Annotated in this window: 21 protein-coding genes; 6 read left to right on the plus strand and 15 right to left on the minus strand. The window is 61.2% G+C overall.

Going from position 1 to position 25,145, the window contains the following annotated elements; genetic code table 11:
- Positions 1–280 precede the first annotated feature (280 nt).
- Complete coding sequence (locus SJY32_RS09750; protein WP_376877668.1) at positions 281–1,060, minus strand: methyltransferase domain-containing protein; 780 nt, start codon at positions 1,058–1,060, stop codon at positions 281–283.
- Positions 1,061–1,123: 63 nt separating this feature from the next.
- On the opposite strand from SJY32_RS09750, the gene gloB reads away from it, so the two are divergent.
- On the plus strand, positions 1,124–1,891 hold the full coding sequence (gene gloB, locus SJY32_RS09755; protein ID WP_376874317.1) for a hydroxyacylglutathione hydrolase: 768 nt from the start codon (positions 1,124–1,126) through the stop codon (positions 1,889–1,891).
- 11 nt (positions 1,892–1,902) lie between these two features.
- Here the strand turns inward: gloB and SJY32_RS09760 are convergent, their stop codons facing one another.
- Positions 1,903–3,273 (minus strand): chloride channel protein, encoded by a 1,371-nt coding sequence (locus SJY32_RS09760; RefSeq protein WP_376874319.1) that lies wholly within the window; start codon positions 3,271–3,273, stop codon positions 1,903–1,905.
- Between the two features lie 394 nt (positions 3,274–3,667).
- Between SJY32_RS09760 and clpA the strand changes: the two genes are divergently transcribed.
- Together clpA and SJY32_RS09770 are read left to right on the plus strand one after the other, a co-directional pair.
- A complete protein-coding gene (clpA, locus tag SJY32_RS09765) occupies positions 3,668–6,001 on the plus strand; it encodes an ATP-dependent Clp protease ATP-binding subunit ClpA (RefSeq protein WP_376874321.1) in 2,334 nt (777 codons plus the stop codon).
- A gap of 62 nt (positions 6,002–6,063) precedes the next feature.
- Positions 6,064–6,984 carry a M23 family metallopeptidase gene (locus SJY32_RS09770; protein ID WP_376874323.1) on the plus strand — a complete coding sequence of 307 codons (921 nt, stop codon included), beginning with the start codon at positions 6,064–6,066 and terminating at the stop codon, positions 6,982–6,984.
- A gap of 9 nt (positions 6,985–6,993) precedes the next feature.
- Here the strand turns inward: SJY32_RS09770 and SJY32_RS09775 are convergent, their stop codons facing one another.
- The 3 genes from SJY32_RS09775 to SJY32_RS09785 form a co-directional block, all read right to left on the minus strand.
- Positions 6,994–8,346, minus strand: coding sequence for a peptidoglycan -binding protein (locus SJY32_RS09775; protein WP_376874325.1), 1,353 nt, complete (start codon positions 8,344–8,346; stop codon positions 6,994–6,996).
- Between the two features lie 3 nt (positions 8,347–8,349).
- Positions 8,350–9,564 carry a biopolymer transporter ExbB gene (locus SJY32_RS09780; RefSeq protein ID WP_376874327.1) on the minus strand — a complete coding sequence of 405 codons (1,215 nt, stop codon included), beginning with the start codon at positions 9,562–9,564 and terminating at the stop codon, positions 8,350–8,352.
- Positions 9,565–9,630: 66 nt separating this feature from the next.
- Positions 9,631–10,164: a gamma-glutamylcyclotransferase gene (locus tag SJY32_RS09785; protein WP_376874329.1), complete on the minus strand. Its 534-nt coding sequence runs from the start codon at positions 10,162–10,164 to the stop codon at positions 9,631–9,633.
- A 60-nt stretch (positions 10,165–10,224) separates the two neighbouring features.
- On the opposite strand from SJY32_RS09785, the gene SJY32_RS09790 reads away from it, so the two are divergent.
- Positions 10,225–11,184 carry a DUF2125 domain-containing protein gene (locus SJY32_RS09790; protein ID WP_376874331.1) on the plus strand — a complete coding sequence of 320 codons (960 nt, stop codon included), beginning with the start codon at positions 10,225–10,227 and terminating at the stop codon, positions 11,182–11,184.
- Positions 11,185–11,227: 43 nt separating this feature from the next.
- Here the strand turns inward: SJY32_RS09790 and SJY32_RS09795 are convergent, their stop codons facing one another.
- The 7 genes from SJY32_RS09795 to rocF form a co-directional block, all read right to left on the minus strand.
- Positions 11,228–12,010, minus strand: coding sequence for an extensin family protein (locus tag SJY32_RS09795; protein ID WP_376874333.1), 783 nt, complete (start codon positions 12,008–12,010; stop codon positions 11,228–11,230).
- On the minus strand, positions 12,007–12,945 hold the full coding sequence (locus SJY32_RS09800) for a prephenate/arogenate dehydrogenase family protein (RefSeq protein ID WP_376874335.1): 939 nt from the start codon (positions 12,943–12,945) through the stop codon (positions 12,007–12,009). The genes SJY32_RS09795 and SJY32_RS09800 overlap by 4 nt, the downstream gene beginning before the upstream one ends.
- Entirely contained in the window at positions 12,945–14,042 is a 1,098-nt protein-coding gene (gene hisC, locus SJY32_RS09805) for a histidinol-phosphate transaminase (RefSeq protein WP_376874337.1), read from the minus strand. The genes SJY32_RS09800 and hisC overlap by 1 nt, the downstream gene beginning before the upstream one ends.
- Positions 14,043–14,271: 229 nt before the next feature.
- Positions 14,272–14,892 (minus strand): 30S ribosomal protein S4, encoded by a 621-nt coding sequence (rpsD, locus tag SJY32_RS09810; RefSeq protein WP_376874339.1) that lies wholly within the window; start codon positions 14,890–14,892, stop codon positions 14,272–14,274.
- A gap of 302 nt (positions 14,893–15,194) precedes the next feature.
- Positions 15,195–16,280, minus strand: coding sequence for a Hint domain-containing protein (locus tag SJY32_RS09815; protein ID WP_376874341.1), 1,086 nt, complete (start codon positions 16,278–16,280; stop codon positions 15,195–15,197).
- A gap of 137 nt (positions 16,281–16,417) precedes the next feature.
- Positions 16,418–17,512: a lipid A-modifier LpxR family protein gene (locus SJY32_RS09820; protein WP_376874343.1), complete on the minus strand. Its 1,095-nt coding sequence runs from the start codon at positions 17,510–17,512 to the stop codon at positions 16,418–16,420.
- A 113-nt stretch (positions 17,513–17,625) separates the two neighbouring features.
- Complete coding sequence (gene rocF / locus SJY32_RS09825) at positions 17,626–18,588, minus strand: arginase (protein WP_376874345.1); 963 nt, start codon at positions 18,586–18,588, stop codon at positions 17,626–17,628.
- A gap of 220 nt (positions 18,589–18,808) precedes the next feature.
- Here rocF and SJY32_RS09830 point away from each other — a divergent pair, with 220 nt between their 5' ends.
- A complete protein-coding gene (locus SJY32_RS09830; protein WP_376874347.1) occupies positions 18,809–19,234 on the plus strand; it encodes an Lrp/AsnC family transcriptional regulator in 426 nt (141 codons plus the stop codon).
- A gap of 77 nt (positions 19,235–19,311) precedes the next feature.
- Here the strand turns inward: SJY32_RS09830 and putA are convergent, their stop codons facing one another.
- On the minus strand, positions 19,312–22,803 hold the full coding sequence (gene putA, locus SJY32_RS09835) for a bifunctional proline dehydrogenase/L-glutamate gamma-semialdehyde dehydrogenase PutA (protein WP_376874349.1): 3,492 nt from the start codon (positions 22,801–22,803) through the stop codon (positions 19,312–19,314).
- Between the two features lie 111 nt (positions 22,804–22,914).
- On the opposite strand from putA, the gene SJY32_RS09840 reads away from it, so the two are divergent.
- A complete protein-coding gene (locus SJY32_RS09840; protein ID WP_376874351.1) occupies positions 22,915–23,382 on the plus strand; it encodes an Lrp/AsnC family transcriptional regulator in 468 nt (155 codons plus the stop codon).
- A 17-nt stretch (positions 23,383–23,399) separates the two neighbouring features.
- Here SJY32_RS09840 and SJY32_RS09845 read toward each other — a convergent pair whose 3' ends face one another.
- Together SJY32_RS09845 and SJY32_RS09850 are read right to left on the minus strand one after the other, a co-directional pair.
- Positions 23,400–23,906 carry a GNAT family N-acetyltransferase gene (locus tag SJY32_RS09845; RefSeq protein WP_376874353.1) on the minus strand — a complete coding sequence of 169 codons (507 nt, stop codon included), beginning with the start codon at positions 23,904–23,906 and terminating at the stop codon, positions 23,400–23,402.
- A 70-nt stretch (positions 23,907–23,976) separates the two neighbouring features.
- Positions 23,977–25,119 (minus strand): 2-dehydro-3-deoxygalactonokinase, encoded by a 1,143-nt coding sequence (locus SJY32_RS09850; protein ID WP_376874355.1) that lies wholly within the window; start codon positions 25,117–25,119, stop codon positions 23,977–23,979.
- Positions 25,120–25,145: the final 26 nt, after the last annotated feature.

Raw genomic sequence — 25,145 nt, forward strand, 5'->3', positions numbered from 1 at the left:
GGAAAAGCCCAACATTTACACGACGATTCTGCGTCGTCCCCGATCACTGACGTGGCAGGGCGGGCGTGCCGAGCACCTGCAGCAACCCCGCCCCACCGTGACCTGCGTCACTTCGCCGCAGGGCTATCGACTTACGCGCAAAAAGCCGGAGATCATGGCCGCCCGCGACGGGCTGCGCAGGGGGATGCCTGCAGGCGCTCATCGGAGCAGACGCGCGAGAGAGTCGCGCAGTGCTGCATCGTCGACGCGCGAGAACCGGCGCGTCGCAGCGCGGACGCCCTCAAGTCCGGCGCGACCCTGACAAACCCGCCTCGGGGCGTGGCTTGGCCATCCCCTCCAAGACGGATAGCGGAGAGCGCACCGAAACCCCAAGCCCCGGCCTGCGTGGCGCGTGGATTTGCTTGGACACCTCCAACATAACGACACCTGCGGCGAGGAAGGCGGGGATCTTCTGGCCAATGCTTTCCCAAAGCGCGGCAGAGCGTAGCCAGAACCTGCGCTGCGATGGCGGGATGAACAGCGCCGCCGCTTGGCGTTCAGGCACAAACCCCGCCCTTCGCGCCTGCGCGTCCAGCTGACCAAGGGTATAGGGCCGCCCGAAGCCGAACGGAGTCGTCTCCCGCGGCGCCCAGAGCCCCGTGCGCGATGGCACGATGATCAACGCGCGCCCCCCCGGCCCCAGCACCCGCCAGGCCTCCGCCATCAGATCATCCGATTGCTCGGAGGTCTCCAACCCGTGCATCATGATGAGACGATCCGCGAAGCCCGTCTCCAAAGGCCAGCTTGCCTCCTCGCACAGAACCGAAACGTTGGGCATCCCTGCGGGCCATGGCATAACCCCTTGCTGGGCGGGCATCAGCCCGATGACACGGCGGGAATGGGCAAGGTAGGGCCGCAAAAGCGGCACAGCGAACCCGAATCCCGCGATGGTTTGCCCCGCAACATCCCCCGCCCCCGCAGGCCACATTCGCACGACCTGATCGCGGATCGCCTTTTGCGCCGCGCGGCCCAGCTGTGTGCGGTAATAGAAGTTTCTCAGGTCCAGAACGTCGAGATGCATTGCGCGCGCGGGTTCCATAGGTGAAGGTTGCTCTCCACCATACGCAAAACAATCCGGAAGACCATGCCTGTCGAACTCGTCACGATCCCCTGCCTCAAGGACAATTACGCCTATCTGATCCATGATGGCGGCACTGAAACCGTCACGCTCATCGATGCGCCGGAAGCGGCCCCTATTCTCGCCGTCTTGTTCGAGCGGGGATGGAAGCTGAGCCATATCCTCATTACGCATCATCACAGCGATCACACCGACGGCGTCCCCATGTTGGAGGCAGCCACCGGTGCACGTGTGATCGGCGCGGCGGCGGATGCGCATCGCTTACCGCCCCTGACCGAACAGGTCACTGTGGGGGAGGCTTTCCACGTCGGCATGGATGAGGTTCAGGTGGTGGATGTGCCGGGCCATACATTGGGACATGTCGCCTACCATTTCGCCCGCGCAGGCTTGGTCTTCACGGGCGATAGTTTGATGAGTTGGGGATGCGGGCGTCTGTTTGAAGGCACGCCGGAGGATATGTTCACCGCACTGGGGCGCCTGAGCGCCCTGCCCGATGAGACGGTGATATGCTCAGGCCATGAGTATACCGAAGCCAACGGCCGGTTCGCCTTGTCGATTGAGCCGAATAACCCTGCCCTTCTCGAACGGATGGACCGCGTGAAAGCCCTGCGCGCGCAGGGAAAGCCGACGGTCCCGGTCACGCTGAAAGAAGAGCGCGCGACGAACCCTTACCTGCGTTGCCACGAGCCCGCCCTCGCAGCGGCGCTTGGGATGGAAGGCGCGACACCGCTTGAGGTGTTCACGGAGACGCGCGCGCGCAAGGATCGGTTCTAAACGCGAGAGATTTAGGACGTCGCAGGGGGCGCCGGCGGCGCGGCGCCCTGATTGGCCTCAGTTTCGCGTGCCTGCGCCTCTGCCGCGCGTTTTTGGCGCAGCGCATCCGCGATGAACAGACGCGAAAGCGCGTGGTAGAGCGGCTCGGGCGCAACAAAGCGCGACACGCCATGCCCCAGCATCGCCGCCGCCATAATCGGCACGACATTGTCGTGATTGCCGGTCATTTCAAAAATGATCACGAAGGCGGTCATCGGTGCTTGCGTCACGCCTGCGAAATACCCCGCCATCCCCAACAAAGCCGCCATCGCGATATCCTCATTCAGCAGCACGCCGATGGAGGAACCGAGCGACGCCCCGACCGTAAGAGAGGGCGCAAACAAACCGCCCGGAATCCCAGAAACAGTCGCAGCGAGTGTTGCGATCAGTTTGGCGATGAACAGGGTCACAGGCGCGGCGTCGCCCTCAATGACGGAATGGGCCTGCTCGTACCCCGTCCCGAAGGTCGCGCCGCCGTAAGCCACGCCGATCACGGCAGAAATCACGCCCGCACCGAATGCGATCAAAAGCGAACGACGCAAGGGATCAGCGGCGCGCCAGCGGCGGAACTGGCGCGTAAGCGCGATCGTCCAGCGCGAGAACCATCCACCCAACAGCCCGCCCAACAGCCCGCAGGCGAGAACCAAGATCCCGTTATCAGGGAAGGTCACTTGCACATCCGTAACCCCGAAATAGGTGTAGCTTCCGAACAACCAGAGCGAGGAGACGCCCGCGATCACAACCGCCGACAAGACCACCCCGTTCGAGCGCACATGGTACGAGCGGCTCAACTCTTCAATCGCGAACACGATGCCCGCGAGGGGCGTGTTGAACGCCGCTGATACCCCCGCCGCCGATCCTGCTAAGATGAGGCCGCGCGCGTGCTTCATACCGCCGAGGCTGGCAGATTGCAGCATGATCGCCGCCGCGACTTGTACGGTCGGGCCTTCGCGGCCGATCGATGCGCCGCACCCCATGCCGAACACCGTCATCACGATTTTACCGACGGCAAGCTTTAGCGAAAGCAGCTTCGAGAGATCACCCTTGATCCCAATATGTCGCGCGGCAATCGCTTGGGGAATACCTGAGCCTTGGGCCCCGGGAAACCAGCGGATCGCCGCCCATGCCAAAAGAACAAATCCGATCGGCGTGATCAGCAAGGGGAGCCACGCGCGCCCCGAACCCGTGGTAATCCGCATAAAGAAATGCTGCGCCTCGTCGGCCGCAAGGGCAAAGCCCGCCGAAATCGCGCCAATGGCCAATGCACCAATCCAGAACACCAAGCGAGACTTCCACAGCCGTGGCGACCGCATGAGTGCACGCGAGCGGCGCACCGTTGCCATGCGAGAAATCCTGAACGGGCCCATGATGCTCCCTGCCTATCGCTACCCCTCCCCCTTGGACCCTCAGCCACCACATTTCAACCCGCGGGACCGGGATTCTTTCGGGTTTTCAGCGGCAGCTTGCTTGCATCACGGTCCGGCGCCCAAATCCTGCACCACGCTCCCACCGCATCCGGCGACCAAACCCTATTTGCATAAAATTTATGCATCCCCTCTTTTGGTCTCGTTCTCGCGTGCTTAGATTGATCCAGAACAAGAAACTTGGTGCGTTCACGCGGTCGCGAACACAAAATGTTCGATTTCCCCTTGAACCTACGCCCAATCCACCGAACTTTAACCATATGGGGTCACGCTCGATGACGGGTGAAACGCCCCCGTAAGGAAAGGAGCCGCCATGCCTTCGTTTTCGACTTCGCTCGAACAAGCAATCCACGGTGCTCTCGCGCTCGCCAACGCGCGGCGCCACGAGCTCGCAACGCTTGAGCATCTCTTGCTCTCGTTGATCGACGAGCCCGATGCCAGCCGCGTCATGCGCGCATGTTCCGTTGATATTGAGGAACTGCGCAAAACGCTGACGGATCACATTGACGAAGATCTCGCGACGTTGATTACCGACGTCGAGGGGTCCGAGGCGGTGCCTACAGCCGCATTCCAGCGCGTGATCCAACGTGCCGCCATCCATGTACAATCGTCTGGTCGGAACGAGGTGACGGGTGCAAATGTGCTCGTCGCGATCTTCGCAGAGCGTGAAAGCAACGCCGCATACTTCCTGCAAGAGCAGGACATGACACGCTATGACGCGGTCAACTTCATCGCGCACGGTGTCGCGAAAGATCCGGAATTCGGCGAAGCCCGCCCCGTCTTGGGCGCGGAGGATGAAACGCATTCCGAAAATAAAAGCGGCGCAGCAGGGTCGGGCGGCGAGGAAAAAGAATCCGCGCTGTCGAAATATTGCGTCGATTTGAATGCCAAATCCGTCAAGGGGGACATCGACCCGCTGATTGGTCGCGAGGAGGAAGTCGAGCGCGCGATTCAGGTTCTGTGCCGTCGGCGTAAAAACAACCCGATTCTCGTAGGCGACCCGGGCGTGGGCAAGACCGCAATTGCGGAGGGTTTGGCCCTGAAAATCTCGCGCGGCGAGACGCCCGAGATTTTGTCAAAGACGACAATCTTCTCCCTCGATATGGGCGCGCTGTTGGCGGGTACGCGGTATCGGGGCGATTTCGAAGAGCGCTTGAAGGCTGTCGTCAAAGAGCTTGAAGATCACCCTGATGCGGTGCTGTTCATCGATGAAATCCACACAGTTATCGGCGCGGGCTCGACATCCGGCGGCGCTATGGATGCGTCGAACCTGCTCAAGCCTGCGTTGTCGGGCGGCAAGCTGCGGTGCATGGGGTCGACGACGTACAAGGAGTTCCGTCAGCATTTCGAAAAGGATCGCGCGCTTGCTCGCCGGTTCCAGAAAATCGACGTAAACGAGCCTTCTGTCGGGGATTCCGTCAAAATCCTTATGGGGTTGAAACCGTATTTCGAGAAGCATCACGATATTCGGTACACGAATGATGCGATCAAATCTGCGGTAGAGTTGGCCGCGCGCTATGTGCATGACCGCAAACTGCCCGATAAGGCAATTGACGTGATTGACGAAGCTGGCGCCGCGCAACATCTCCTGCCCGAAAGCCGTAAGCGCAAAACGATCGGGCCGAAAGAAATCGAGGCTGTTGTCGCGAAAATCGCGCGGATTCCGCCGAAGAATGTTTCGAAAGACGATGCCGAGGTGCTTCGCGATCTTGAGAAGTCGCTCAAACGTGTTGTCTTCGGACAAGATAAGGCGATTGAGGCGCTCTCGTCAGCGATCAAGCTCGCACGGGCGGGGTTGCGCGAGCCGGAGAAGCCCATCGGAAACTACCTGTTCGCGGGGCCAACGGGCGTCGGCAAAACCGAGGTCGCCAAACAACTGGCCGACACATTGGGCGTTGAGCTTCTGCGCTTCGATATGTCGGAATACATGGAGAAACACGCGGTTTCTCGCCTGATCGGCGCGCCTCCAGGCTATGTTGGGTTTGATCAGGGCGGCATGTTAACCGATGGCATTGACCAGCATCCGCACTGCGTTCTTTTGCTGGACGAGATGGAAAAAGCCCATCCGGACGTCTACAATATTTTGTTGCAAGTGATGGATCACGGGAAGCTGACGGATCATAACGGTCGTACAGTCGACTTCCGGAACGTGATTTTGATCATGACGTCGAATGCGGGCGCGGCCGAGCAAGCCAAATCGGCCATCGGTTTCGGACGGGACCGTCGCGAAGGCGAGGATACCGCCGCGATCGAGCGGACCTTCACACCCGAATTCCGCAACCGTCTGGACGCGGTGGTTTCCTTCGGGCCTCTGCCACGTGAGGTCATCTTGAAAGTTGTCGATAAGTTTGTGCTCCAACTCGAAGCGCAACTGATTGATCGCAACGTGCATATTGATTTGACGCCGGAAGCGGCCGAATGGTTGGCCGAGAAAGGCTATGATGCGCGGATGGGGGCGCGGCCTCTCGGACGCGTCATTCAAGAGAACATCAAAAAGCCGCTCGCGGAGGAGCTGCTGTTCGGCAAATTGATGAAGGGCGGCGTTGCGAAGATTACCGTGAAGGACGACGCACTCAAAATCGAGGTGCAAGAGCCGCAAAAAGCACGGCTTTCGAGTAAAAAGCCGCCGCTCCTGACTGCGGACTAATGTGGCGTCTGCCTTTACTCCTGATCGCGGCGGCCCCAACGGCCGCCGCGAATGATTTTACGATGGCTCTCCCAGTCGACTGTGTTTTGGGCCAGTCTTGCTATATCCAGCAATATATGGACCACGACCCAACCGCCGCAGTCGCAGATTTTGCGTACGGTGATCTCGCCTATGACGGCCATCGCGGCACGGATTTCGCCCTACCTGACCTATTCGCAATGGAAAGCGGTGTCACGGTGACGGCTGTTGCAAAAGCAACGGTGGTTGGCGTGCGAGATGATGTGACTGACAAAATATATACAGCCGAGGCGGATCTTCACGGGCAAGATTGCGGCAATGGCGTCTTGCTAGATCACGGAGAGGGCTGGCAGACGCAATATTGTCACCTGCGGTCCGGCTCCCTGAAAGTGCATGTGGGGGACCAAGTCGAGCAAGGCGCGCCGCTCGGCCTCATCGGGCTTTCGGGCCGCACACAATTCCCGCATCTGCACCTCGCGGTTCGCCGCGATGGCCTCGACGTTGATCCCTTCGCCCCGTCCGGAGGGGCGACATGCGATCAAACGAACGCCCATGGCACCGCGGTGGAAAACTTCGTCGCGCAAAGTCTTTGGCGGGAGCCTATTCCTTATCAGCCTGCTGGCCTGATTTCGGTCGGCCTGACGGTCGATACGCCTGATTATCAATCACTTAGGCAGGGCGGCGCCGCGGAAGCGCTGATCTCACGGGCGCGCCAAATTCACCTCGTGGCGTATGGCTGGGGGTTTCGCGCCGGTGATCAATTGGTCTTTGACCTGCTTGGCCCCGATGATTTCGCGATTAACGCAACACAGGTTCTCGACAAAGACCAAGCCATCGCCATGCGCTACATCGGCAAGCGCTTCGCAAAGGCGGGTTTGCCCGCAGGCCGCTACAACGCGCGCGTCACATTGACCCGAGAGGGTGAGACGCTTGCCAGCCGGTCCCTCACCGCAGTCGCGCAGTAAACGCGCCGCTCACCGCTCGGTCAGCTTCAATTCGATCCGGCGGTTTTGCGCGCGCGCTTCGGTCGAAGTGCCCTCAGCAACCGGACGGTATTGCCCAAAACCGGTGGGGGCGAGGCGCTTTGGGTCCATCCCCAGATCATCCATCATGAAGCGCACAACCGATAGAGCGCGGGCCTGAGACAATTCCCAGTTATCCGCATATTCACCTAAACCCGAGAGCGGCACGTCATCAGTGTGGCCATCCACGCGGATGATCCAGTCGAGCTCTGGTGGGATTTCTCCCGCGACATCGTTGAGAATTTGCACAACGGACGCGATTTGCGCGCGCCCCTCACCCGCAAGGCTCGCACGACCCGGATCAAAGAGCACCTCGGACGAGAACACAAACCGATCGCCCACCACGCGGACACCTTCACGTCCCGCGAGAAGTTGCGAGAGCCGTCCGAAGAACTCCGAACGATACCGCTCCAAGTCCTTGGCTTCTGCCTGCGCCCGAAGCTTTTCCGCTTCTTCGAGCTGCGCACGTGCGCGCTGCTCGGCCGCGACCTGCGCCAGCGCCGCGTTTAACTGTGTGCCAAGAGCATCGACTTGCACCTTCGCCTGCTCGTCGCGATCCGCCGCCTCATCCAAAACAGCTTGCAACGACGCCAACTGACCACGCAGCGCCGCAACTTGTTCATTGAGCAAGGCAACCTTCCGCGCGGCCTCCGCGGAGGCGGTCTCTTGTTTGGCGAGTTCGCTTTGGGCAAGCGCCAGAAGGGCGGCTTGCTTCTCCGCCTCGGTCAATTGCACTTGGGCCGAGGCCTCGAGCCCCTCCTTCGCTGCCTGCGCCGCGGCCAGCAATGTCAGCGTATCTTCCGCTTCCTGCCGCGCTTGTTCCAAAGCGAGTGTCATCGCCTTAACTTCATCCTCCGAAGACAGAAGCTTGTCCCGCAAAGCCTCAATCTCGGCATCGGATGCCTGCTTTTGGTTGACCAAAGCCGCCAAGCGCGCCTCGAAATCGGAAATCTGGTCATTGGCCTTGCCCAATGCGGCGGCCTGCGCGGCGATCTGTGATGTGAGCGAGGCGACCAGTTGCGATTGCGTCTCGCGGGCCTGCTCGGACCCTTCAAGCGCCGTCTGCAATTCGCCTACCTTTGCGCGCTCCAACGACAACGCATCCGCGAGGCCCGAAATCTGCGCCGAGAGAGAGGAGAGTTCGGCATCTTGCGTCGTGATTGTCTCCCGAAGCACAGATTGCACCACCATGAAAATGGTTAGAACAAACATCAGCACCAGTAAAAGCGCCGTCATCGCGTCCACAAACCCGGGCCAGATATTGGCCGAGAACCTCTGGCCGGAACCACGTCGCGCAAGTGCCATCGATCAACCCTCGCGATTATGACGCGCGGCGGAAATTCCCTCGCGGGCCATCGTCGCGCGAATGAGCGCCGCGATATCGCCACGGATTTCGGCCATGCTTTCTTGTCGTCCGGCCGCAACCTCCTCCAACAGGCGCAAAAGCTGCACGTCGATCGACCGCAGCCGCATCCGCGCCTCGCTATCCTCTGGCACAATCAGGCGCTTTGTCTCGAACGCCTGCGCGAGGCGCTCCTGCCCCTCCGCAATCCGCGTCAGTGCATGCGTCAAAGCGGTGGCGTCGTTTTGCTCCGCGCTCGCCATCTGGTCGAGGCGCTTGGTCAATGTCGTAACGGACGCCACCATTTGCGCCATTCGTTCATCAGTCTGCGCACGCGATATGTCCGATTGCATGTAAATATTTTGCAAGACTTCCATCTGTTCGGCCATGTGATCGAGCACGCCCACAACAGAGCCCTGCTCGACTCCCTCCCCGTCTGTTCCCGTGAAGGACAGCCGCGTGATCGAGGACAACCAGTCCTCGAGCTCACGGTAAAAACGGTTCTGGCCATGGGTCGAGAACAGCTCCAAGAGCCCCACGACAAGCGAGCCGGCAAGGCCAAGGAGCGAACTCGAGAATGCCGTGCCCATGCCGCCCAATTGTGCCTCGAGACCTGTCATGAGCTTGTCAAAGACCGACATCGCGCTCTCGCCCTCTTGGGGGGCAAGGGCGCGGATCGTATCAACCACCGCGGGAACGGTTGTCGCCAGCCCGTAGAACGTTCCGAGCAGCCCGAGGAAAATGAGCAAGGCGGCCAGATAGCGTGTGATATCGCGCGCCTCATCGATCCGTGTCGCCACAGACTCAAGGATGGAGCGAGAGGACGATGTCGAGATTGTCCGCCGTTGCGCGCCGTTTGACAAAAGCGCCGCCAGAGGGGCGAGCATCTGCGGCGCGCGGTTCAGGCCAATTTCATGGCCCGGCCGTGCGGAGGCGAAGCTCTCAATCCAGCTGACGCCTTTGACAAGCTGCACAACCTGCCAGAAACACGCAAGAACGCCGGCCGCAAAGACAAGCAGGATCAGGCCGTTAAGCCATGGATTTGCGATGAAAATCGGGAAGATCCGCGCATAGGCGAATGTGCCGCCCGCCGCGACAAGACCGATCACGATCAGCATCAAGGTAATCTGGCGCACGGGTTGCGAAAATTGCGGACGTGCCGCGTTGGCCGACGGTTTCATGGGGGGAGGCCTGTTGTCTACCTGTTTGCCCGAACTCTAGCCGCGCAACGCCCCCCCTGCCAAGTGCTAAGCGTTAATCTCACCAACGCGTGCGCATAACCACACAAGGTCAGGGTCTTCGACACCCATTTGCAACAGATGCGCGGTCGTGTTGCGCAGATAATCCGCATTCGCCCCGCGTGCGCCCGATGCCTGCGCGATGATCTGCGCCTGCTCCTCCAAGGAAAGGTCGCAATATTGCGGTCCTTGCGGATCAATCACATAGGTCACGACGTCAAGCTCTCGCCCCTTGATACACCGCACCTGAAGGCGCACCTCGAGATAGGCGTCCGATACCAACTCGCGCGCACGCAACATCGCCATGACATCCGCCTCGTCCACCGGATCAACGCGCATTGCGACGCCGTCGCAAGCCGCCCCCTCCCGCGCATCCAGCGCAAGAACAAGGCCCGGATTTTGTTCCGTCCCGCGGTAATGTATGGAGCGCATCGAGAACGAGCGGTGCCAGCCAGACAACCGCGCGCGGCAGGTTTCGACGGGTGTAAACTGCGGATCCCACAGAAGTGAGCCGTATCCGAAGATCCAAAGCGGTGTCGTCATTGCGCAATTCCTCTTTGAGTGTCACCTAAGGGTCCTGTGGCGCGATGAAAAGGGGTTGCGATGAAACGGTTGATGACGGTGGTGGTGCTGTTTGCGGGTCTATGGGCCGGATACTGGTGGTTTGGCATCACCCAATTGCGCAGCGCCGTCACGCAGGGGCTCGCGCAAATCCCTGATCGGGTCACGCTAGGTGATTGGTCCGCGCAAGGTTTCCCTTCGCGGTTCGATATCGATATCCGCGAGGCGCAACTGCGCGGGCCAAACTGGCAGTGGGACGTGCCGCAGGCTGAAATCATGGCGATGGCATGGGCCCCGACGCGATTGATTGTCTGGGCGGGTGTGCCGCAAACGCTGAGCGTCTACGGACAGACATTCGAGATCAACGCGCAGGACATGCGCGCCAATGTCGATTTTGCGGCGCGCGGTTCGTTGCCGCTGGAAAAAGTCATCGCCGTGATGGAGGCCCCGCAGGTCAGCGGGCTTGTGGCCGACCAAGCGCGGCTGGCGTTGCAATCCATTCCGGACGGTGCTGACGAAACGACCCAAGCTTCCGCCCGTTATCGCATCGGCGGGGCGCTGACGAATGTTCGGAGCGAAAGTCTGACATCCGATGCGGTGACGCCCGCAAATGTGGCGTGGGACGCACAGATCGCCCTCCCCGCCCCGATTGACCGCGTGATGCTACAATCTGGCGTCCTGCCAAGGGCGCAAAGCATTGATCTGACAAAGCTCACCATTGATTGGGCGGGTGCGTCTGTGGCCGCGTCGGGTCAATTGACCGTCCTGCCTTCGGGCTATCTCGACGGGCCTGTCGATCTGGAGTTACAAAACATCGATCAGGTCATCGCCTTGCTGCGCGAGAGCAATATCATGCCCGCGTCGCAGATTGATCTGATTGACCGCGCCCTGCGCGCGATTGGGCGCGGCGATGGGTCGGTCTCGGTGCCGTTACGATTTGCGGGCGGGCAAACCATGTTGGCGGGCCTGTTCCGCATCGGGCCTGCGCCGCGCTTGCCGTGACACTTTCAACGGCGCCTGCTGACACAGTCGCGGCAGGCGCACATCACCGACAATAGGCACCATTTTGGTGGCGGGCGGTATCGACGTGGAAGTGATCGCGGTGGAAACTATCCGATTTCGGGCCAAGCACGGTCCCGAATGTTCCGCAGGCGGCGCGGTGTATTGACTGCATGATCTTCGGATTACGCTTCCAATCTTGCAAAACGGTCAACGTTCTACCGTCCTTCAGCGTTATCCCCGCCAGATCAACTGCGCGCCCGCGACCATGTTCGGACACTTTCGAGCCGCGTTGGTTATTGCGCGGGCGGCACGCATAGCTACCGGCGATCTCAAGACGCTTCACCCCGCCGCCCGTATTCCCGATACTCGGGACAATCCCGGTATCAACCCAGTTTTTTAAGGCCTTGGCCGTCGGGCAATCAACCTGCGCCGGTATCGAAAGCTTGATGCCCGATACGGCCGTCACCTGCACACCGTCTTGCAAGCCGCAGCCCTTTGCAGCGCCGGAGATGGGCGCGATTGGCTTGCCCTCGATCCCCGCCACGCCGCAGAGCTGGCCTTTGACAGGCGCACGGCGCACGGCGGGTGCGGGAGACGTGGAGGAGGGGATGGAGGTGTTAAGGGAAACGGGGCGTGGCGCGGGACGCAATGAGACCGCGATCGCCGCCTGCGATATAGGCGCCGCCTCGGCGTGCATATCGAGGCTTTGCGTTTGCATCGCCGCGCGCGGGTTGGCCTGTGGCCGCGGCGACTGAGCGAGCGGCACAGCCAGCGCACCCGATCCCAAAAGCGCCAACAGCAACGGCGCGACGGATGCCCGCCTCACGCGTCGGGTTCCGAAACCCCGCGCCCGAAATTCGGCGCTGCGGTGTCTTGCCCCGCCTCGATAATCGAGCGGCGGATCGCACGAGTGCGGGTGAAATACTCCTGCAAATACGCGCCATCACCCATACGGATCGCGCGCTGCAAGACAAAAAGCTCCTCAGTGAAGCGGCCAAGGATATCGAGTGTGGCCTCTTTATTCGTCAAGAACACATCGCGCCACATCACCGGATCAGAGGCGGCGATCCGTGTGAAATCACGAAAGCCCGAGGCTGAGTATTTGATGATTTCGGATTGCGATACGCGGCGGACGTGATCAGCCACACCCACCATCGTATAGGCGATCAAATGCGGCGTGTGCGACGTCACGGCCAGAACGACGTCGTGGTGCGGCGCATCCATCTCATCGACATTCGCCCCCATCCCCTCGCAAAGCGCGCGGAGCTTGGCTGTCGCTTCGGGCGGCGTCCCCTCGACCGGACACAAAATCCACCAACGGTTCACAAATAGCGTCGCAAACCCAGAACGCGGGCCGGAATGCTCCGTCCCCGCCAACGGGTGGCCGGGAATAAACAACACAGTGTCAGGAAGATGCGGCGCAACTTCCGCGATGACCGCTTGCTTGACAGAGCCGACATCCGTGATGATTGCGCCTGCCGCGAGATGCGGAGCAATCTCCGCCGCAATCGCGCCCATCGCCCCAACCGGCACGCACAGCACGACCAGATCCGCGCCCTTCACGGCCTCGGCGGCGGTTTCAAAGACCCGATCGACAAGCCCGATTTCGGTTGCCGTCGCACGCGTCTCGGCGGATCTCGCATGGCCGGTGATCTCGCCGGCCAACCCCTTCCACCGCATCGCATGCGCCATCGACGATGCAATCAACCCCAATCCAATCAAAGCCACGCGATTGAAAACGGGCGCCTCCGCCTTAGCCATCAAACCACTGCCTTACCGCGAATTTTGAACTGACCTACCACATGCGCAACACGGCGGCACGAGGGCTCATCCCCAACAGTGATCCGCAGACATTGCGGCAAGCCGTAGCTGGCGACGCGACGCACGATCAGCCCCTCCGCCTTCAAAAACTCGTCACACGCCGCCGCCTCGTCGGGCGAGGCGAACCGCGCCAGCACGAAATTAGCCGTCGACGTATCGGACGGAACACCGCGCTCGGCCAGACCTTCGGCCAACAGGGTGCGCAAGCGCATGTTATCGTTGCGGCAGCGATCCACGTAATCCTGATCGCGCACGGCAGCCTCTGCGGTTTCCAATGCAACGGTCGAGAGATTGAACGGGCCACGGATCCGGTTCAGCACATCAATGATCGCCTTCGGGCCGTAGCCCCAGCCAACCCGCAAACCGCCCAGACCGTAGATTTTCGAGAAGGTGCGCGTCATGAAGACGTTGGGCAGGCGGGTCGCCAACTCTGCGCCGCCATCATAGCCTTCGACATATTCGGCATAGGCGCCGTCAATAACTAGAATAGCCTGCGCGGGGAGGCCCAACGCCAACCGTTCCAGCTCCGCCAGAGGCACCATCGTGCCGGTAGGATTGTTTGGATTTGCGATAAAGACGAGCTTTGTGCGCTCATTGCAGGCTTGCAAGATCGCGTCCACATCGGTGACGCGATCGCGTTCCTTCACCGATACCGGAGTGCCCCCCGCCGCCATTGTCGAGATTTTATACATCAAGAAGCCATGCTCGGTGAACACGACCTCATCGCCCTGCCCCACATAAGCCTGCGCGAGGAAGTGAATGATTTCATCCGATCCGACGCCACAGATAATCTGATCCGCGTTGATCTTATGCACATCACCAATCGCAGCGCGCAGCGAGGCGTGATCGGTGTTGGGGTAGCGATGCATTGAATGCACGGCGCGGGCGAAAGCCTCACGCGCCTTGTCGGAGGCCCCTGCAAAGTTCTCGTTGGAGGAGAGTTTGACCGCATCTGTGCGCCCCGCAACATGCGCGGCACCGCCCTCGTAAAGCGCAATATCCATGATCCCGGGTTGCGGAGAAATCAGATCAGACATCGTTCTATCCTCTTGAGCCTATCCCGCGCACGCTCAAGACCGCACGGGCTTGCCGCTTTCTAGCGGTCACGATTGGGTAATACTAGCGCAAGTTGCGCGATCAATCGCGGCAAAAAGAAACTGTGACAATCGGCAGCAGGCGCACCCGCCTTGAGACGCGCCCGCGCCAGACATGAAAAAAGGCCGCCCGAGCGGGCGACCTTTCTTTGGATCGGCAAAGACTGAAAGATCAGTTCTTTGCGTAGAATTCGACAACGAGGTTCGGTTCCATAACGACCGGATACGGTACGTCGCCCAGTGTTGGGGTGCGCACGAACGTCGTGGTCATTTTGGAGTGGTCGACTTCGAGGTAATCCGGAACGTCGCGCTCGGACGATGCAACTGCTTCCAGAACGATCGCGAGTTGCTTGGAACGGTCACGAACAGCGATCACGTCGCCTTCTTTGACACGGTACGAAGCAATGTTCACGCGCTGACCGTTTACGGTCACGTGGCCGTGGTTCACGAACTGACGTGCAGCGAACACGGTTGGTACGAACTTCGAGCGGTACACAACAGCGTCGAGACGGCGCTCGAGCAGACCAACGAGGTTCTCACCGGTGTCGCCCTTGACGCGCTCAGCTTCGCCGTAGATGCGGCGGAATTGCTTTTCGGTCAGGTCGCCGTAGTAACCTTTGAGTTTTTGCTTAGCGCGCAGCTGTGTACCGAAGTCCGACAGCTTGTTCTTGCGGCGCTGACCGTGCTGGCCCGGGCCGTATTCGCGCTTGTTGACCGGCGATTTCGCGCGGCCCCAGATGTTTTCGCCCATGCGGCGGTCGAGTTTGTACTTGGCAGACGTGCGTTTGGTCACGGCTGATCTCCTTCACTAAAATCTGCCGCGGCCGAAGCCTTGGCATAGAAGGGCGTTGTCCTTTCCCCCGATGTTTTGGGCAAATACCCGACCGATTGCGCGGCTAACATCTTCGGGCGACAGGGTTCCCCTCACGGGGTCCACCAACACCAATGAATATCGCGGCAACATGCGTTACCGGATGCGGGCTTATAGGAGGGTGACATACAGGTGTCAACGCCCAAACAAGAGCCGAAAGCCCACCGCGCAGAGCATTGAAAACCAGAAGAAATCCGCGGCGCCATCTGATCGGGCCGCAGGGGTCAGGCCGCCAGCCGATGCAAGAGAATCGCCGCCTCGGAGGCCGAAAGCGTGCGGCGCGCGTGGCTGCCGTAGCGCATTGGATCATCCACCAACTCGGGAAACGCCGACCAAAGGGCATCGCGTTGCGCCGACGGAATCATGTCAAGCGCGGCCGCTCCTGGATGGAAGCTTTCGGTTTCAAATCCGTTCGCGCGGATCACTTGATGCCGCTCGAACATCAAATGAATGTACTGCGTCTGTGCAAGGCGGTCGTCGACCCGCACGGACCCGCCGTTGACCAGATCGCACGCCCGCACCAGAACCTCCGGCGTATTGAACAAAGCCTCGGACGCTGCCCCGCGCAGCACCATCCTATGATGCGGCGAGACGATCAAATCGTCATCCGGGCGCCCGATCCCGTAGGCCCCTGCCCGTATCCGCACAGGCCGAAGCGCAGGCATCGCATAAAGTCTCGCGCCCGTCATTTGTCGCGATCCGATCCACAGAAGCTCTTGCGGGCCATCATCTTGGGTCGTCACCTTGTCACCCGGACGCAACGCATCGACGCGGCGCTTTCCGGTGGGTGTATCAATCATCGTCGCAGGCGTGAAGCAAATCACCCCCAAGTCAGAGGCATTGCGCACCGCTGGCCGCACATCCACGGTGCGATCCACGATCCAAAGATCGGTTTGCGCGGGCGGCACGCGCCCCGCAAACATCAAAAGCCGCGCACTGTTATCGGGCAAATCGACAACGGTGATGACAAAAGCATCAAACCCGTTCGTAACGGTAAAGCTCTGATCCGGCAGGTCATCGCCCGCCTCAATGCTCGCGATGGGCTGCCCCGACACCGCCGCCCCGAGGAGTTTGCGAACCTTGCGCGCCGCCGACTGCCTGCGTTCAGTCTCGCCTTGGGCGTCGGTCAAAATAAGAAGATCGCGTGGCCCGTCGACTTGGACAACCTCGCCACTATATCGCCATGACGCACCAACGCATAAGGAGTTGACCGGCGCGTTTTCCACACCATCAACCTCGGTCTGCGTCCATGCGACCACGAACGTGCCTTGATAGCCCGTTTTCATCCCTGTCTCGATCCTGCCACTCATACATGGGCTCTTTTGGCCCTTGGCTTGACGCTAACATGGGGAATCCGACTTGAAAACCTGTTCGTTAACTTTTTGCCCCTTACCGTAAAGGAAAATGGCCATCTGCCGCGACCATCGCCGCGGCTAACTGACCGCCGTTAGAAATTCAGACGCAGGCGCAAACTTCCCAAAACCTGGCCTTCGGGTTGGGCTTCAAATTCCTTTGAGAGATAGGTCAGACCGTAGAATATCCCCATATCGCCATGGCGGATATTCACGCCAGCGCGCAGACGCGCACGGGTTTCGCTCAACTCGATTTCTTCCTCTGGCAAGTAGACCGACGACCAGACATGACCGATATCGGCCCCGATCGTAAACCACGCGCCGGGGCCAGAGTTGCCCGAAATCCCAACAACACGGTGGCCCGTGATCTCGTCCCGCACCCAAAGCGCGCCCAGCTCACGCGCCCCGAATTGCATATCAAACCCTGCCCGCATCCACGTTTCATCGCCCGCCCGCGCGGCGGAGAAAACCCGCACGACACTCGCACCCAAAGCGAATTCGTGACCAATCTCGCCGGTAATAAAGGGGTGCACGCCATTCCCGATCTGCTGCTCGCGCACACGCACCGCCGGCGCGGAGACCCATTCGTGCAATGTGTTATGCAGTTGGCCCACCCCATTATCCTCGCCCGTGCTCGTCAGGCCAATACCCGCCATCGCCTCCAACGCGTGGGCTTGCCAATGCGTCGCGGCCATAAATTGCGCGCGCCCCGCGTAGCGACGATCCCAGTCAGGCGCGCGCGACAAATCGGTGGGCGAGGTAATCGCGAAGCTCATCCGGTATTCCATGATCTCGAATGGAACCTCGGGCAAAGCGCCCTTCCAATGCGGCCCGCGGAGGACCGAAACCATGTAAGACCCCGTTTGCCAACGATCCTTCCGGTCCCCCAGATAATCGTTGGTGAACATATGCGCCCAACCCAAGTTCCGCCGCCCCGCCGTAAAGCTTGGCGCCTCATAACGCTGCGGTGCTTGGGGCGCCGACGCGATCACGGGGGACGAGACCTGACGCGCCTCGCCCCCAAACGCGTCCACCGTGTCCGCAACGGCGGCCGTGGTCGACACGCACGCCGCCGCCCCAAGCAGCGCAAAACCAGCCAAGCGCGCGCGCGCCGCGCGCAGGGCTTGGGTCGAAAGGGCGAAGATCGGAGCAAGGCGCATGGAAATTCCTGTCACAAAGAGTTGTGCCATGTAACCTTGATCCGCGGGCGCGGGATAGTGCAGATGCGCCACAGTTCTCCGATAACACCCTATGAATTAAGGCAACTTTGCGGCGCGCCGAATTGGCTCGCCAAGAGCCCCCGTCAAAAGCGGGTTGTCATCCGCCCTAACACGCGACGGCCAAACAAGCTCGCCGTGAGATCTGTCAGCAAGGTCGCAGTGCGGCCACGCTCGTCCAAAAACGGGTTCAGCTCCACCAGATCAAGCGAGCACACCAAGCCGCTATCGCCCAGCGCCTCCATCACCAGATGCGCCTCGCGGAAGGTCGCCCCGCCGGGCACCGTTGTGCCAACCGCCGGCGCGATCGCGGGATCAAGAAAGTCGACATCGAAAGAGACATGCAACAGCCCGTTCGCCGCGCGCACACGGTCCAAAAATGTCATCAGCGGTGCGAGGATCCCCGTCTCGTCGATCGCGCGCATATCATACACCTCGAAGCTTTGCGCCGAAATCAACGCGCGCTCTGCCGGATCAACCGAACGAATCCCCATGAAGCACACATTTTCGGGCGCGACCGACGCCTTCAGCGGGGGGTAAGCGTCAAACCCGTTCTGCCCCGTGACATACGCCATCGGCGTGCCATGCAGATTGCCGCTGGTCGTGCTGTCCAACGTATGCAGATCAGGATGCGCATCGAGCCATATCACGAAAAGCGGTCGGCCTTGTGTTTGGGCATGCCGCGCAATCCCTGCCACGGTTCCAGCGGAGAGCGAGTGATCGCCCCCCATAAAGATCGGCAGATCGCAAGCCTGCGCCGCCTCAAACGCCGCCGTCTCCAACGCCTCAATCCAAGCACAGGTCTCCGCAAGGTCGTGCAACGAAGGGTTGGCATGGGCGCGCGGGGTTTGACGCTCGATCGCGACATCGCCCATATCTTCGACGGCCCAGCCGAGCTCCGCCAGAACCTTGGCGAGCCCCGCAGTGCGCAAGGCATCTGGCCCCATCAAACACCCGCCTTGCGAAGCGCCCGTCTGGACAGGGGCGCCAATCAGGCGGGTCGTTCGGGAAGTGCGGGCGGTGTCTTGGGAGGAGAAGACGTGTGACATGAAAGCTCCTTGCGGGGGCGTGCGCACCGGCACGCACGGAATACGGGGCGCGCGGGGTCAATCACGCTCGATGATGGCGCCAAAGGCCCTTCGCCGCAAGCATTCCTTAAAAGTGCGCATTTGTCGCGGATAAAACTGGTCGATTCAGACATATGTATTTGCAAATTGTCACGGTATGTTCGCAAATTGCACAACCATCCTTCCCTACGAAAGATCTTGAATGCCCGAGCTTTCTCCCACGGATCGACGCCTCATCGCAGCCCTGCGCGAGAATTCCCGCGCCTCGATTACCGAACTTGCGCAACTCGCGAACGTATCGCGCACGACCGCGAAGCTCCGTCTTGATACGCTGGTCACGGAGGGACGAATTCGGCGATTTACGATCGAGACCGATACCGATGTGGCGGGCGAGGTGCGGGCCATTACGATGATTGAATTGCAAGGCAGGATGTCGCGCGGTGTGGTGCGCACGTTGCGGGCGATCCCCGAGGTCACGGAGATTCACTCAACCAATGGAGCTTGGGATCTCGTGGTCGAACTGAATGCCGCCTCGCTGCCTGATTTTGATCGCGTCCTGCGCGAGATTCGCGAAGTTCCGGGCGTGCTCAATTCGGAAACCTCGCTGCTGCTCAGCCCCGTCTCTTAAACATGGCGTGAACCCGGCGCGGTCAATGATAAAGACGGGCCAAGTGGCCCGCCTTCAAATGCGTGTTTGCAGGTGCCTCAGAGGGCGGGCCCGGCATCCACCTCATCGACAGGTGTCGCAGGCTCGACCTCGCCCGCCAGCAACGCGGCATTGCCGCCCGCGGCGGTCGTATCCACGCAAATATGGCGCTCAAGCAACACATGTGCCGCATCCGGCGCGCCCGTGATCAATGGCACGATTGCCCCCTCCCGCGCTGCGAGCGCCTTCCCAAACGCGTGGCCCTGCTCCGCATCTCCCCACCAGATCGCGGCGGAAATCCCTCGCAGGGTCGTAAGGAGCGAAGGATCTACCCGACCTTGCGCACCGACAGCGCAGCCCCCCAAACTCTCGACCAGAGCGATCTGGACGCGCATCGCCGCTTCCGATGGGCCGAGGCACAAGACCGGCGGGCGCGGCCGCGCGGTCAGGCGGTTCAACTCGCCCGTGGGCCCGGGCAACAAGGTTTCTGACACAATGATCGCCGCCGGCTGCGCCGATTTGATCCGCGCGGCGAGATCCACCGGTGAGGCCTCTTTCGCAAAAGGCTTATCCGCTGCGAGCTGTGGCGCAGGGCGCGCGCACATCCGCGCAAGATAGTGCGGGCCGCCCGCCTTCGGGCCTGTCCCCGAAAGACCCTCGCCACCAAACGGCTGACTGCCGACGACGGCCCCGATTTGGTTGCGGTTCACATACATGTTGCCGCAATTCACCGCGTCAAACACCTTTTGCACGCGCGTGTCGATGCGTGTGTGCAAGCCGAATGTCAGGCCGTAGCCGGTCGCATTGATCGCCTCGATGACCTCTGCGACCTTGCCCGTTTTGAACGTCGCAACATGCAGCACCGGCCCGAAGACTTCGCGCTCCATCTCCGCGATCCCGCCCACGCGCAGCATCACGGGCGCAATGTAATGCCCTGCCTGCAAAGCCTCACCTTGCGGGAGTTTGCCCTCGTGGATTACACGCCCCTGCGCGCGTGCAGCGTCGACATATTGGGCGATCTGGCTGCGGGCCTGCTCGTCAATGACGGGGCCGACATCGGTCGCAAGATCCCAAGGATCTCCCACACGCAACTCGTTCATTGCGCCCTTGATCATCTCGATCACGTGGGGCGCCACGTCTTCTTGCAGATAGAGGCACCGCAGCGCCGAGCAGCGCTGCCCAGCCGAGCGGAAGGATGCGGCGACGATATCCCGCACCGCCTGCTCGGGCAGCGCGGTGCTATCCACGATCATCGCATTGAGGCCACCCGTCTCCGCAATGAGCGGCGCACCTGCGGGCAGGTTCTCGACCATGGTGTTCCGGATGCGCATTGCGGTCGCTGTCGACCCCGTAAACACAACGCCTGAAACGCGAGGATCGGAGGTGAGCGCCGCGCCCACAACCGCACCCGAGCCGGGCAAAAGCTGCAACGCCCGCGCCGGAACCCCTGCCGCAAGGAAATGCCGCACGGCGATGGCCGCGATGATCGGCGTTTGTTCGGCCGGTTTGGCAAGCACGGCATTCCCCGCCGCCAAAGCCGCCGAGATCTGCCCCGAGAAAATGGCCAGCGGGAAGTTCCACGGGCTGATGGCGGTCATGATGCCGCGCGGTGTGGGGTCGGCCGTTTCGGCCTCGCTTGCGTAATAGCGCAAGAAATCAACCGCTTCGCGCAGCTCACCCACCGCATCGGCCAGTGTTTTCCCTGCTTCGCGGGCCAATGTCGCGAAGATCAGGCCGAAATCGGCTTCCATCAGATCCGCCGCACGGCGCAGCACGGCGGCGCGCTCGGCCACGGGTGCATCCCACGGCGCGGCTGCATCGATCGCCCGCGCCACACAGTCGAGATCCGCCTGCTGCGCCGAGGCGATTTGTGCGCCCGTTGCAGGGTTCGTGACCGCAACCGCAGCGCCAACGGCGCCAGCTGTCGCCACAATCGGGCCGGCCTCGGGCAATGCGACCTCGCGCGCCGCGTAGATTTCGGCCAGAGTGTCCTCATCCGTGATATCGAACCCTTTCGAGTTCACGCGGTCCGCGCCAAAGATCATCGCAGGCGGCAAGAGACCCGTCGGCGCTTCGCGCGTCATTGTCATCGGATCGGCGGCAATTTCCTCTGGCGTGACATCCTCATCCACGATCTGGTTCACAAAGCTCGAATTCGCTCCGTTTTCCAGCAAGCGCCGCACCAGATAGGCCAGCAAATCACGGTGCGCCCCCACCGGCGCGTAAATGCGGCAACGTGTTTTCGAGTCGCGCAGCACCATATCGTGCAAACGCTCCCCCATGCCGTGCAGGCGTTGGAATTCGAACGCGTCGCGCCCTGTTATCCCCATATCGGCGGCCAACTCCAAGATCGCCGCGACGGTATGGGCGTTATGCGTCGCAAATTGCGGATAGATCCGGCCCGCATAGCCCAGCAGTGTTTTGGCATTCGCAAGATAGCTGATATCCGTCGCGACTTTTGACGTGAACAGCGGGAAATCGGGATGGCCTTCGACCTGCGCGAGTTTCATCTCCGCGTCCCAATAAGCGCCCTTCACCAAGCGCACCATAATCTTGCGATCAAGGCGCAGGGCGGTATCGTTGAGCCAGTCGATCACCGCCCCCGCACGCTTGCCGTAGGCCTGCACCACGACGCCGAACCCTGCCCAACCCGTCAGCTGCGGGTCCTCAAGCACCGCCTCAATCACCCGCATCGACACTGTCAGACGGGCTTGTTCCTCGGCGTCGATGTTCAAACCCATGCCCGCTTTCGCGGCTTGGCGCGCGAGATTGCGCACAACCGGCACCAACTCTGCCATAACGCGGGCCTCTTGCGCGAGTTCGTAGCGCGGATGCAGCGCGGAAAGCTTGATCGAGATGCCCGGATTGGCCGCGGTTGTCCCTTTGTTACAAGCCCCTGCGATCGCGGTGATCGCATCGGCGTAGGCTTTCGCGTAGCGGTCGGCATCCGCTTGCGTCATCGCCGCTTCGCCCAGCATATCGTAGCTATAGGTATAGCCTTGCGCTTCCGTTTTCCGCGCCCGCGTCAATGCGCCCTCAATCGTTTGCCCCAAAACGAATTGGCGGCCCATCTCCTTCATCGCCTGCCCGACGGCAGCGCGGATCACCGGTTCCCCCAAACGCTTGATCGCGCCGCGAAGCGTGCCCGCGATGCCTCGTTCCGGCTGCTCCAGCACCCGCCCCGTCAGCATCAATGCCCAAGTCGAGGCATTGACCAAGGGCGAGGACGCCTCACCCAAGTGGCGCCCCCAATCGGAGGGCGCGATTTTATCCTCGATCAGCGCGTCAATCGTTCCTTTATCAGGCACCCGAAGCATCGCCTCCGCCAGACACATCAGCGCCACACCTTCGCGCGTGGAAAGGCCGTATTCGCTCAGGAAATGCTCCATCATCGAGGGCTCAGCCTCGCTGCGAATGCGCCGCACAAGTGTCGCCGCTCGGGTCGATATCTGCGCGCGCAGCTCGGCGCTCATATCCGCCTGCCGGATCAGATCCTCAATCAGGGCGGTTTGCGTGGGGAATTTCGACATGGAAGGCAACGCGTGGGGCATCTGGAACTCCGTGAATGATAGCCCTTCTTAGCGAAAAGCAATTAGTCCGATTGACCAAATATGATGATTATGACAGTCGATATGAGCGTAGATTTTGGAAATAACAGACCGATGACATATACATTAGATCAGATCGATTACAAAATTATCGATCAACTGACATCGGATGCGCGCCAACCGGTCGCGGAGATCGCGCGGCGCGTCGGGCTGTCAAAAACGCCCGTCGCGGCACGGATCAAGTATCTCGAAGAAATCGGTTTGATCACAGGATACCGCGCCGTGCTCAATCCGATGAAAATGGGTCTAAGCCACGTCGCCTATGTTGAGGTGCGCGTGACCGACACACGTCAAGCCGCGTTGGAGAAATTCAACGCCGCCGTGAAGCTCGTGCCGGAGATTGAGGAGTGCTACATGATTGCCGGCGGATTTGATTACCTGCTGAAGGTGCGCTCGCGTGACATTGCCGAGTACCGCAAAATCATGGGCGAGAAAATCTCCGCCCTGCCCTATGTCAATGCCACCGCAACCTATGTCGCGATGGAAGCCGTGATTGAACAGGGCGCCTTCGCGATCAGCTGATCCGCGTGGGCAAAGGCTTACGGGTTTGGCGCATCGTCGAGCTGCAATTGCAAAAACGCCAGATCAAGCCAGCGCCCGAACTTCATCCCGACCTGCGGCATCACGCCTGTCTGGCGAAAGCCCAGCCTCTCGTGCAGGCGAATCGAGACCGCATTTGAAGCGTCAATCGCCGCGACCATGACATGCACACCGCGCGTTTTCGCCTCCGCGATCAGCGCCTCCATCAGCGCAACCCCAACCCCGCGCCCACGCGCCTGCGCACTCACATAGACCGAATGCTCGACCGTTCGCCTGAAGCCGTCAATCGCCCGCCACGTGCCGTAGCTGGCATAGCCCAGAACCTCCCCCGCCTCCATCGCCACCAGCACCGGAAAGCCTTGCGCCTCGCGGTCCGCCATCCATGCGATCCGGTTGGCGGCATCCACGGTGAAATCATTCCAGATCGCCGTCGTATTCGTGACGGCATCGTTGTAGATCAACGTGATACCTGCTGCATCCGCCGCGTTGGCCGCTCGCAATTCCATGGCAATTCTCCTGACTGGGATGTGTAGATTGCCGCCCCCCGCGCGCCGCAGCAAGCCCCATTGCGACGGGTTAGCCCCTTGCGCCGGATGCGACCGCGTCAAGGCCCATCCAAGCGCGGTGCAAACCCGCCAACAAGGCAGCCTCCGCATCGGCCTGACGCGTCACCACGCCTTGCGATTCAAGTGCGCGCGCCATGCGACCGGCCTGCGCGCCCATCAAGACGACCTCCTCGCCCAGCCAATAGGGCTTTGCACTGGCCAGCTCTAACCCGACCAACAAACCCGATAGGCGCGCAGCCGCCGCCTTGGGGGTGAGATCGCCCACCAAGACGCTCGCTCGCAACTGCGCCAATCGCCCGAAGGCGCGGTGTGGCTGGGTCATGCCCTCCTCAACCGCGCGATCAAAGGCAACGCTATCCTCTGCGCCTGCGGTATCGGCCATGTCACCCGCCGCCTGCGCGATCAACGGATGCAGTGACGAGGCTTGCGCCATGAAGGAAAACAGCTCGCCCGTCATAAAGCTTTGGAAATAACACAGTTCACCCGCCGAAATGCGTGCCCATTGTGTCTGTGCGCCGGTCAGGCACACGACGCCATCAAACTCTGGCCGCGCGGCGAGCAACCCCGAAATCCGTGTCTCATTGCCGCGCATCACATCCGCAGGGTCGGCTTGCCGCATCCCGCAGGCGATCCACACGCGGGCGCCGCGCACTTGCATCAAAGGCCCGTAGGCCTTTGTCGGCACGTCAGAAAACGGCGTCTCCAGCCACCCCTCTCGCCCGCCAATTTCACCGCACATAACCGTGGGCGCATCGCCCCATTGCTCGGCCGGATAGGCGGCCCCTTCTTCAATCTTACGGATCAAAAGACCTTGCTCGGCCGAGAGGACTTGCGCGAATCCCTGGTCTTTCGCCGAACGAAGGTCGATGTGCCGATCCCCTTGCGCGATCACATCAGTCCCGCGCATCGCCCAGAGCCGCAAACCTGCGCCGTCCCATTGCGCCCCGAACCATTCCGCCTTGCTCATCGCCTCGCCCCTCGCCCCAAAACGTCCGCTTCGCCCCTCCCTACCAAAGAGCTGCGGCAAATTGAATGCTCCGCGCGCAGCCAAACCTGCGAGAGAAGACGCCTGCGAGGTCGTCTGCGGCGTCATCGACCACGCGATCAACGCGCGCGGGCTCTCACCAAAGGCGCGGTTTTCAGGGGCAGACATGCAACGCCGAGACCGCGTTGCGCGCG

It is taken from the genome of Albirhodobacter sp. R86504 (assembly GCF_042466415.1).
Classification (GTDB): Bacteria; Pseudomonadota; Alphaproteobacteria; order Rhodobacterales; family Rhodobacteraceae; genus Albirhodobacter.